This window comes from Cytophagia bacterium CHB2 (assembly GCA_030263535.1).
Taxonomy (GTDB): domain Bacteria; phylum Zhuqueibacterota; class Zhuqueibacteria; order Zhuqueibacterales; family Zhuqueibacteraceae; genus Coneutiohabitans.
In genome coordinates, this window is sequence record SZPB01000028.1 from 17,513 (window position 1) to 27,893 (window position 10,381).

The window sequence follows — 10,381 nt, forward strand, 5'->3', positions numbered from 1 at the left end:
CCCACCGGAGAGATGTGCTGAGCTGTCGCGCGGTGTTCCAGCCTGTTTTGAAGTAACTCTTCTGCGTGCTTGGGCGCGATCGTGCCACTCTCAAGCAGAGCCCCTCTGCCGGCGGGCTGGCCGGCCAACCGTCCTCCAGTTTGGCCAAGCGCGCTCGCAAGGTGGCATTCTCTCTTGTGAGTTGGGGTCTCGTTTTATAAGGCATCATCACACTCCAAAAAGCATGGGTGTTTGCGTCTGAGCGCTTTTGCGCGCAGCTTTTGGGGATTCCGGCTTGTCCATTCATTCCGGCTGGTTGACCTGCTCGATCGCAGCCAAAGGAGCATTCGACATGACCGACTGAATACCCCTTTCCATCGCGGCCGTCGAGGAGTACGATTCACTCTTGCCGATGATTTCGCCGTTCTTTGCTTTCAGCACAAAGTACGGCTTGCCCTGAGCATCTGTACGCCGATGATACTGTTGATCGATGGGGGCATTCAGTTTTGCGGCTGAAATGGCCAACCCAAAGCGCCTGGCAACATGGTCGCAGGTTATTCGTTGCCGTCGCCCGTGGTTTGCTTTTTATCCTGCAAAGACTTCCGGATGGCACCAAGAATCAACTGCTCGGAAGGCTCGTCGATGCACTGCTTTGGTGAGCCGGTTTGGTACAAATAAGCAGCTTCACCTTTTGCCGACTGCGTCACGATTTTTAATTGCGCATACGCTGCCAGCAACTGGGTGCAGATATGCGGTTCCCCGTTCGCGGGGAGCGGCGTGACAATGACCACGTCCGCGTTGGTGGCCTTGACGGCAAGCAAGAGCTCAAGGGGATCAAGCACTTCGCTAACCACTTCCATATCCGGTTGGCGCGACACCAGGTATCGGATCACTTCCGAGAGCAGCTTGGGCCGGCTCGCCAAGAGCACTTTAATTTTTGAGTGCATTGTTATCTTCCTGAATAACCGCCAGGTTACGCTAGCCCAACCGTTGCAGGGTGCAAAAACCATGATCAACATAAGCAACCGGCGTCCAGACGATGAGTTTAGATGTTAAATCAACGTGGGCAATATCGACATGTTAAAGCCGATAAACCATAGACCTAAGGGTTCAAAAATGGTCTAGCAGCGGGACTATTTTGAAATAGACCTGAGCGAATTCTTGGAGGGGAAAGTACTGGTACTCTGGGCGGGGAAATTTTGGTACTATTGCTACAGAAGTTGTATGGGCGGCAATCTCAGAAACGGGCGGTTGCCATATGAGTGGTCAGTATCGCTACTTCTCTTTCAGCAATTTTCTTTCGCGCGCATATTCCACCGCTTGGAGACGGTTGTGCAATTGCAGCTTGTCGAGAATATTGTGGATGTGATTCTTCACCGTCTGCGTTTGGATGGAGAGCTGTTGGGCGATTGCCTTGTTGGACAACCCTTCGGCAATTTGCTTTATAATTTCCACCTCGCGCGGCGTCAGTTTAACAGAGCTGAGCGGTATTTTCAGCACGCGTTCGCCGGTCAGCTCCGCGATGCGCGAGAACAGCGAGGCCGTCACCTGCGGCGAGCTGAACGATTCACCGCGATGGACCGCGCGTATAGTTTCGACCAGCGTGTCAAATGAAGCTTCTTTCAAAACATAGCCGGCGGCCCCGGCTTCAATACTCGTCATGATTTCAGCGGCCAAATCACACATGCCGAGGATGATCACTTTGACTTCCGGCATGTCGCGATGCAACGTTTGCGTCACTTCGATTCCGTCCTTGGACGGCATGCCAATGTCAATCAGCGCCACTTCCGGGTTCAGGTCTTTGATTTCTTCGATGGCTTTGCGGCCGCTTGCCGCCCCGCCGATCACGACGATCCCCTCTTGCTCCGCCAGCATGGCAACCAGGCCTTCCCGGAGCAAGCGATTGTCGTCCGCAATGAACACGCGAATGGGTTCATTCATACAAAGTCATCTTCCTGGGGGGTAATACAGTATGCGCCGGCTATTCTTTCTAAGCCTAAAGCCAGAGTTGCCTGCATACTGAAACGATTTAACAGTTCTGGTCATGATTATCGGAGATTAGAAATAGAGTATCACAATAATAAAAAGCCTGATGCAAATTGCAATGTGAAAATAAAGGACCCCAAATTTGCAAGGCCTGTAATCTAACGATTGCAGGCCTAGTGCGTCTGACATCAAACGGTGTGCTGGTAGATTCGTTCGCGCTTATTTGTTTGTCACTTCCCAACAAGCCCAGCCCGAGTGTTTCGTTTTGTTTTTCAAACGGCCAAAGCGCGGCGGCTGATAATAGACCTCCACGCCGGAAGAGGGCATTTCTGCAGCGGCGGACGATATATCCAAACAATCGCAATATTTTGGCGGCGCCGGCTGAGGGGAGTTTTGGGATTGACGCGCCAAGCCAACGGGTCGACGGCCTAGCGCCTCTTGCAGTAAGGGCGCAAGTTTATCGGTATCGTAAACGGCAAGCGCAATCGATGTTTGGGTCCACTCTTTGAGTCGCGCAAAAGACTGCGAGGCTATTTCTTTGGCAAAGCGATGTACTTCGGAAAATCCGACCTCGCCAAAGCGGCGCAGCGGCTCAATATCTAAATAAGCCAGATGCAGATCCTCGGCGGAGGCCAGTATATAGCGGCTATAGGGAGCAAGCTCGGTCACGATCCCCGGCGTTCCGCTGTAGCAAGCGGAGAGCACCACCAAATCGAACTTCATCAGGTTCGGATCGACTTCGGATACCAGGCACGATAGTCCCTGCGCGAGTCCGTGCGCGGTCATACTTTGGCGTGAAGTCTCCCGGTTCAGTTCCGACAGGGAGTGGCCAAAATAGAGAAATCCGGACGCCCTTTCCTGTGCGCCCGGGTTACGATAAGTCTTGAAGATTTCAATTTCGCTGTCCAGCTCGGAGAACTGCGTGCGGCGATGATACGATCCGCTCGCCAACTGCACGCCGTTGCGAAAATAGTAAAATGAGCCGTCCGTCCGCTTGATGAGAAACAGCCATTTTCTCTTCGGCTTTTGATGAAAGATGAACACCTCGGCGTGGGCATTACTTTCCGCAACTGCAATAGCTTGTTGCAGAATAACCTTGTCAGCTTCGAACCGTTTGCCTTTTTGGTCGTGATAGGTGTAGCTCCCGTCGCCATGGATAAAAAAGACGAGCGTACTCTTACTTTCGGATTCATGGATCCCGGAGACTGACGTGTCTCGCCGGACCCCGTAATTTCGATGACACGAAATAAGAACGAGCGAGACGAACAGCAACGCAACGGCAGTCATTGGCTTCATGCTCATACCTCCAGCGTTCAGGCCCAAGGCACGTTGTACATTTTTTGCCAGTTTCCATTAAACCAGAAGCAGCACGAGGATAATGATGATCAGCACAGTGGTCGTCGTGACAATCGTGACGGGTCTGGCCTGCTCCATGTCCTGGACGACATAATCGGCGAACTGGTCGAGTTGAGCATCACTGACTTGCTGGTAGTTGTTCAACCCGTTCAGCTCGTTGAATTTTTCCTGAGTCCGGTTGCGCAGCTCGGCCACCACTTGCAGGTCGCTGGAGGAGAAAGCCGGCATCCGTTCAATGGTATCAGCCGCTTTGAATACTTTTTCAAAACTCCGGTTCAAGATTTCTCTCTTTTCGACCGGATTATGTTCCTTCTTTACCTGAAGCGCAACGCCGTTGAAATGTTCCTTCAGTTTATTTTCCGCTTTGGTCGCGCCGTCCTGCGCCAGCACCGGCAGAGCGATGAGTAGACAACAGAGTGCTGCGAGATTTCGCTTCAATCTTGACATGATAAACTCCTTTTGAAATGATGATAGTTAAAAAACAGTCCGAGCGCCTTCGTCTTTTTCGCAAAAGAATCCGGCTCTCGGACGGCGTCGTCATCCTTAACGTCTACGATTTCCTTACCCTGCATTCGCGCGACTTTAGACATTGCCGCAGGCCCTGAGTCCGGCTTTTTACCTGACTTGGTTAGCGTACCGTGCCGCGCCGAAGCATGTTAACGACGGCGAGCAGGATGATGGCGCCAAAAAGCGAAACCAGGATAGCCGGCAGACCATAATTGCCCTGACCGATGGTCGAAATGCCGAACAGCGGTGTCAACACGTAGCCGGCAATGAAAGCGCCGACAATGCCCACGACGATGTTAAGCAGGACGCCCTGCTGCCCATTGGTGTGCATGACGATGCTGGCAATCCAACCAATGATGCCGCCAACGACGAGGTAAACCAGAAAAGCTGTCATGAATTTTCTCCTAAGATTTTGAGAGTGTTTAAAGCCACTGACCGATCACGTGAAGTGGCCGGTCAGTTTTGATTTTTACCGCCTGCTATTGCTGCACATAAAACTCGATACGTCGATTTTCCGCACGACCAGCATCGGTGTCGTTGTCGCCTACGGGTTCACTTTCACCTTTGCCGACCGTTTTCATGCGATTTGCGGCTGTGCCTCTTTCCACCAGCCAATTTTTCACGGTTTGCGCGCGGCGCAGCGAGAGTCTCTGATTCGAGGCGTCACTGCCCACATAATCCGTGTGGCCGGAAATCTCCACCTGCACCTCCGGACTCGAAACGAGAGCGGCATAAGCATCTTCCAAAATGGGCTTCGAATCGCTGGTCAGCGTGGCTTTGCCAAATTCAAAATTGATTCCTTCCAGGACGACTTTCTTCCCCTTTTCGAGGACGATCCGATTTTGTATAACAACCGTATCTTTTACCGCAGGCCGGTCTTGTATGACAAGCCGATCCTGCATGACAATTCTTTCCTGAATGTCGTCCGCGGGATCAAACAAGTTGGACAGGCGTGCCGCTTCGGCGCCGTCGTTCGTGCCGCCGTTGTCCGTATCGATTTTCAACGGATCGGATTTGTATTTGTTCACCTCAGCGCCATCGGCCAGGCCATCGCCGTCGGTGTCCGCCTTCAAGGGGTTGGTTTTGTACTGATTGACTTCAGCGCCATCGCTTAAAGCATCACCATCGGTGTCCGCCTTCAAAGGATCGGATTTGTACTGATTGACTTCGGCGCCGTCGCTCAAAGCATCGCCGTCGGTATCAGGATTCTTGGGATCGGTGCCCAATTCTTTTTCCACTTTGTTCGTCAAACCGTCATGATCGCGATCGGCGTTCACGTTCGGTCCGGCAAACATAAATCCGGCGCTAAAGCCAAAAAATCCATCTTGCTTCTTGTTCGTAACATCATTGAGGTCGGTATCCGAGCGTTGGCGCCCGTCTAATTTATCGGACAACGATAAATTATACCCACCGCTCAGTTGCAATACCGCCTGGCTGCCGAGCCGGGTTTGGATTCCGACTCCCAGCGGGATCATCGGCAAAAAATCGGTGTTGCTTTTATCGATGGCTTTGGATACGCCAAATCCACCATATAAAAACGGATTAAAACTCTCTGAAGAAAAAGGGACGAAAAGCAGTCTATTGTCCGCCATCACCGTTTGTGCGGAATACACGCCGTCCGCTTGAAGTTCGGTGTATCCCACACCAAGCTGTCCCAACAAAAGTGGAGAAATGATTTTGTACTGCAAAAAGCCGCGGTACTGCATGCCCCATTTGTCGGCACTGCTATTGTGACCCTGGGCGCCGCCCACGGCAAGGCCGAGCGCGACGTTGGGATTGCCAAATTGGGCCGAGGCCTGGCTGTATGTTAAAAGCGATACCGCCAACAATGCAAATAATGTCAAACGTTTCATTTAGAAACTCCTTAGGGGGGTTATTGTGTATGAGCCTGGTTACAGGCGATCAGCGATACAATCAAAAATGTAAATAACGTCATCCGCTTCATGTGAACTCCTTATCGGTTGATAAAACGTGCGATCCGTAATGTGAAGATTCCAAGCTTCTCCGTGATCCGGCTGGCAAGCAACGCTGTTTTTAACGACCTCCAATCTTGGCATCTGCAGCCGGATCCCCGCCAACGCTTTCATCGTTGACACACGTGGCTGGATGCTGTGCGTTTTCGATGTAGCAATAACGACAAGTAAAGGCAGGGAAACAATAGACCTGAGGGTTCAAAAAGGGTCTAGGGTTGGACTACTACAATGATAGACCCCAGCGGATTTTTATAGATGAAAGTCCTAGTACCTCGGCTCAGGATTTTCTGTTTGTCTTGTTGTTATGCCGTGGGCCCGGACTGGGTTGTGGCGCTTGCGGGATGCACGTTGGGGAGTTAATTTTGCAGTAGTCGAACAGGTGAAGAGAATATGGAAACGACGAGGCGTAATATCTTGGAATTTGTTGCGAGGGGAGGAGGCCGGCAATTTTTCTCAGCCGGCCAGGCATTTTACTCCTGCTTCTCTTTAAGCAGGTTCCGTTCGCGAGCATATTCCACCGTTTCAAGGCGGGTATGCAGGTGGAGCTTATCAAGAATATTGTGGATGTGATTTTTTACGGTTTGGGCTTCGATGGAGAGACGCTGGGCAATTTCTTTGTTGGACAACCCCTCAGCAATCACATTAATGATTTCCAATTCACGTGTGGTCAGCTTGACGGGGCTTGGCGGGATTCTCGGCAGGCGTTCAGCGGCCAGCTCCGCGATGCGTGAAAAGAGTGAGGCCGCCATCTGGGGCGAAACGACCGACTCTCCGCAGTGAACCGAGCGAATGGTTTCAACCAGATAGTCAAACGAGGCTTCTTTCAAAACATATCCCGCAGCCCCCGCCTCGATGCACGCCATGATTTCGCCGGTCAAATCGACCATGCCGAGAATGATCACTTTGGCCTCCGGCAAATCCCGGCGCAACTCTTGTGTCACCTCGATGCCATTTTTTCCCGGCATGCCAATATCAATAAGCACGATCTCCGGGCGCAAGTTTTTGATTTGTTCTAACGCCTTGCGCCCGCTTGCCGCCGCGCCAATGACAATAATATCCTCCTGCTCCGCCAGCATGGAAACCAGGCCTTCACGCAACAAGCGATTGTCATCGACAATGAACACTCGAATGAGCTTTTGCATGACCAATCCCTGCGAAAATCAGAGCGCCCGAAGCCACTCTAACACCGGGTATATGAACGCGCCAATCAATAGGTGGCGAAGATTGCAGCGAATTCGATATCCCTGGTTTTGTCTGCGGTGATGCTGTGGGACATGCTTTGTGAGTCGGGCAACAGCGCGAAGCTTTAGGGCAACGAAGTCTTCGCTGCCCTAATCCTATCGCGTTTCAGCAAGAAATGTATTGCACGAATTAATAAGAACGGCGTCCGCCGCCATAGCCGCCGCCGCCGCCACGATTGCCAAAGCCACCGCCGCCGCTCGGACGACGATCATTGGTGCGCGGGCGGGCCTCGTTGACGTTAAGGGATTTCCCGTCGACTTCGCGGCCGTTCAGTCCGCTCACGGCTGCATCCGCCTCGCTTTTGGTGGGCATTTCCACAAAGCCAAAGCCTTTGGATTCACCGCTGAATTTATCTTTGATAATTTCAGCCGAAGCCACCTGGCCGAACGTTTCGAACATTTGTTGCAACGCATCCGAGGTGACGCGGCGGGAGAGATTTCCAACGAAAAGCTTCATAAAAGGACCATCCTGAAATTAAATGTGAACAGCATGAGTGAAACTGATGACTAATTGAATGCCGGCCGGCGGCTGCGGGATTTGGTTCTACTGTGTCCCGCCGCAGCGGAACGCCCGTTGCCGTTGGGTCGCCGGGAAAAACCACGACGCGTAAAATTGTTTTGCCGGCGTCCACGCTCTTCCGGGGGGGTGGTCGAGGCGCGGCTGTAATCGAATTCCGCGATATTTTGGCGCGGAATTTTGATTTTGGTCAGATGTTGTATGGCGGTGAGAAAAATTTCTTCTGCCGGCGCAACCAGAGTCAGGGCCTCGCCCACGGCTTTGGCGCGCGCCGTACGGCCGATGCGATGCACATAATCCTCCGGCTGGACCGGCACGTCATAATTTACGACGTGTGAAATTCCGTCGATATCGAGGCCGCGCGCGGCAATATCCGTTGCCACCAAAATGCGATAGCGCCGGTCGCGGAATCCCTCGAGCGCCGCTAGCCGCTGGCCCTGGGTGCGGTCGCCGTGAATATGCGCGGCTTTGAAGCCGTTTTCTTTCAACTGGCGCGCCAGGCGTTCGGTGCGAACCTTGGTGCGAGCAAAAATCAGAACCGACTCCATTTCGTATTGCCCGAGCAGCGTCATGAGCAAATCCGTTTTGAGATGGTGCGCCACCGGATAAGCCGACTGGCTCACGCCTTCTGCCGGCGCGGCTTGTCGCCCGATTTGAACCGTGGCGGGGTCGCGCAGGATTTGCTGGCTGAGTTGAAAAATCTCTTTGGGCATGGTGGCGGAAAACATCATGGTTTGCCGTTGCTGCGGCAAGCGCGCGATAATGCGCTTGACGTCGGGCAGAAAACCCATATCCAGCATGCGATCGGCCTCATCCAGCACGAGCACTTCCAGCCCGTCGAAGCGGCCGACGCCGTTCTTCATATGATCGAGTAAGCGGCCGGGCGTGGCCACGATAACGTCCGTGGCGAGGCGCAGAGCGCGTTCCTGCGGCGGCATACCGACGCCGCCGTAGATCGCGGCGGAATAAAGCTTGGTATAGGCGATCAGGCCTTGCAAGACTTCATTGATCTGAGCCGCCAGCTCGCGCGTGGGCGTCAAGATCAATGCGCGAATTTTTCCGCTCATGATCGGATGGAGTTTGTTTAGAATTGGCAAGGCGAAGGCTGCGGTTTTGCCGGTGCCGGTTTGAGCGCAGCCGATGAGATCGCGGCCGGTGAGTGCGATCGGAATGGCCTGCTCTTGAATGGGTGTGGGTTGATGGTAGCCCAGCCGGTCAAGCGCTTTGAGCAAATCGGCGTGCAAGCCGAATTGTTGAAACGACATAGAGTTCCTTATGAAATGAAAATATCACGGCGAGAAAGTGCAAAGAGTTCACCGTCTTCCGGAATCAATTAATGAATGGAAAAATTTCGTCTACCGTGGCTCGGGAATCTCTTTGTCTTCGGGTCAGCTCTTGACCACTTCCACCAATGCCAGCGGCAGTAGGGTAGGGACTCTGTGCGGAACGTCGCTGCACAGGAGAGATGAGAATGAAGAATTTCGGCAAAAACCACTGTTGTTGGTGACATCACACGGCCGGGAAACCGACGTTACTGCCACCAGACGCATCAAATCTATGCCGCCGCTCTGAGGCGCGTGAATGAGAGACGCCTTTCGCAGCCCGTTATTGATGCGTGGGCGGAAACATACGAATACGCCGGATGGAAAACAAGCACTAAAATAAATATTTTTAGGCAACGGGGGCTTGTTCGCTTTGCCTGGCATCATTCACCCGGCTAGGCTCTTCAAAAGAAGATTTCCCCGCTTGACAAAGCCCTCGAATTTGCGCAATATGAGCCGGCTTTCAAATTCATAAAACCCATCGCATCTTAACGGAGATACCTCATTAAGTGAACGTCACAATGTCCCTTCGCAAAATGCTCGTGCTTGCCCTTCTACTGCTGATCAGCAGCTTCTTTCTTGCTCAAAAATCCAAATCTCTCCCTGAGCCTAAAATTCGCGCCCTTCTTCCTGCGAATCCGCTTGCAGAGTATCCCGACCTGGCCCTTGCGGAAGATGGCACCCTGGCGATCGTTTATCAACAAATGGACGAACCGCAGGAAATCATCGTGCTGCGCATGTATCGCGACGGCGTCTGGGTGGATTCACTGGTTTTGGATCGCGCTGACATCGTTTATCGCCCTCGCCTGACGGTTTCTCCGGAAGGAATGTTGTGGGTGAGTTGGGCGCGAAAAAATCAGAATGCGATTGAGGTCGTTGTGCTGCCAGTAAATGAAGGCCGGCCCGGGCAAATGGAAGTGGTTAGCACCGGCAGCGCCCGAAACTGGCGGCAGGCCATGGCGTGCGATGCGAAAGGCCGTCTTTGGCTGGCGTGGGAAAGAATGATTGCGGATACGGCGCAAATCATGTTCAGCGTGCGCGAAAGCGGACGCTGGAGCAGGCCGCAAGCTGTGTTTTCAGCGCCGCACCGGCAAATGCGCCCGGCTTTGGCCGTGGGCGCGAACGGCGAAATCTGGTGCGCGTGGGATGGGTATCTCGGCGAGTACAACTACGACATTTTTCTGCGCCGTCTGGATCAAGCCTCCCAAACGTGGAATCTTACCAACAGCGCAACGCTGGAACAGTGCCCAGCTTTGAGTGTTGATGCGCAAAATCGTTTGTGGCTGGCATGGCACAGCAACGCAGATGCCTCCGGCAAGCCGGATATTCCGCGCTGGCTGGAGTTGCGTTATTGGGACGGCAAGAAATTGTTTGCGCCCACCGCTGCCATGCCGGATAAAGATCTCGCCGCGCAAACAGAGATGCAAAGCTGGGAATTCCCAACGTTGGCAACGACGCGTGAAGGCGCAATTTGGTTGTTCGGCAGGCCGAGCCAGGAAT

General features: G+C 53.1%; 11 protein-coding genes. 1 reads left to right on the plus strand and 10 read right to left on the minus strand.

What is annotated here, in order from left to right; translation table 11 throughout:
* Positions 1-282 precede the first annotated feature (282 nt).
* The 10 genes from FBQ85_04940 to FBQ85_04985 all read right to left on the minus strand — a co-directional run bounded on the left by FBQ85_04940 (position 283) and on the right by FBQ85_04985 (position 8,824).
* Positions 283-537, minus strand: coding sequence for a DUF1508 domain-containing protein (locus FBQ85_04940; protein ID MDL1874505.1), 255 nt, complete (start codon positions 535-537; stop codon positions 283-285).
* A complete protein-coding gene (locus FBQ85_04945; protein MDL1874506.1) occupies positions 534-926 on the minus strand; it encodes a response regulator transcription factor in 393 nt (130 codons plus the stop codon). The genes FBQ85_04940 and FBQ85_04945 overlap by 4 nt, the downstream gene beginning before the upstream one ends.
* 328 nt (positions 927-1,254) lie before the next feature.
* Positions 1,255-1,920 carry a response regulator transcription factor gene (locus FBQ85_04950; protein ID MDL1874507.1) on the minus strand — a complete coding sequence of 222 codons (666 nt, stop codon included), beginning with the start codon at positions 1,918-1,920 and terminating at the stop codon, positions 1,255-1,257.
* Positions 1,921-2,184: 264 nt separating this feature from the next.
* Complete coding sequence (locus FBQ85_04955) at positions 2,185-3,261, minus strand: hypothetical protein (protein MDL1874508.1); 1,077 nt, start codon at positions 3,259-3,261, stop codon at positions 2,185-2,187.
* A 57-nt stretch (positions 3,262-3,318) separates the two neighbouring features.
* On the minus strand, positions 3,319-3,768 hold the full coding sequence (locus FBQ85_04960; GenBank protein MDL1874509.1) for a hypothetical protein: 450 nt from the start codon (positions 3,766-3,768) through the stop codon (positions 3,319-3,321).
* Between the two features lie 181 nt (positions 3,769-3,949).
* A complete protein-coding gene (locus FBQ85_04965) occupies positions 3,950-4,222 on the minus strand; it encodes a GlsB/YeaQ/YmgE family stress response membrane protein (GenBank protein ID MDL1874510.1) in 273 nt (90 codons plus the stop codon).
* A gap of 85 nt (positions 4,223-4,307) precedes the next feature.
* Entirely contained in the window at positions 4,308-5,681 is a 1,374-nt protein-coding gene (locus FBQ85_04970) for an OmpA family protein (GenBank protein ID MDL1874511.1), read from the minus strand.
* A 590-nt stretch (positions 5,682-6,271) separates the two neighbouring features.
* The gene (locus tag FBQ85_04975; protein MDL1874512.1) at positions 6,272-6,943 is read right to left on the minus strand and encodes a response regulator transcription factor; all 672 of its coding nucleotides are present in this window, start codon (positions 6,941-6,943) and stop codon (positions 6,272-6,274) included.
* A 229-nt stretch (positions 6,944-7,172) separates the two neighbouring features.
* The gene (locus FBQ85_04980) at positions 7,173-7,499 is read right to left on the minus strand and encodes an RNA-binding protein (GenBank protein ID MDL1874513.1); all 327 of its coding nucleotides are present in this window, start codon (positions 7,497-7,499) and stop codon (positions 7,173-7,175) included.
* A 50-nt stretch (positions 7,500-7,549) separates the two neighbouring features.
* A complete protein-coding gene (locus FBQ85_04985; protein ID MDL1874514.1) occupies positions 7,550-8,824 on the minus strand; it encodes a DEAD/DEAH box helicase in 1,275 nt (424 codons plus the stop codon).
* Positions 8,825-9,402: 578 nt separating this feature from the next.
* Between FBQ85_04985 and FBQ85_04990 the strand changes: the two genes are divergently transcribed.
* Positions 9,403-10,381 (plus strand): hypothetical protein (locus tag FBQ85_04990; GenBank protein MDL1874515.1); only part of this gene is annotated, 979 nt, incomplete at its 3' end.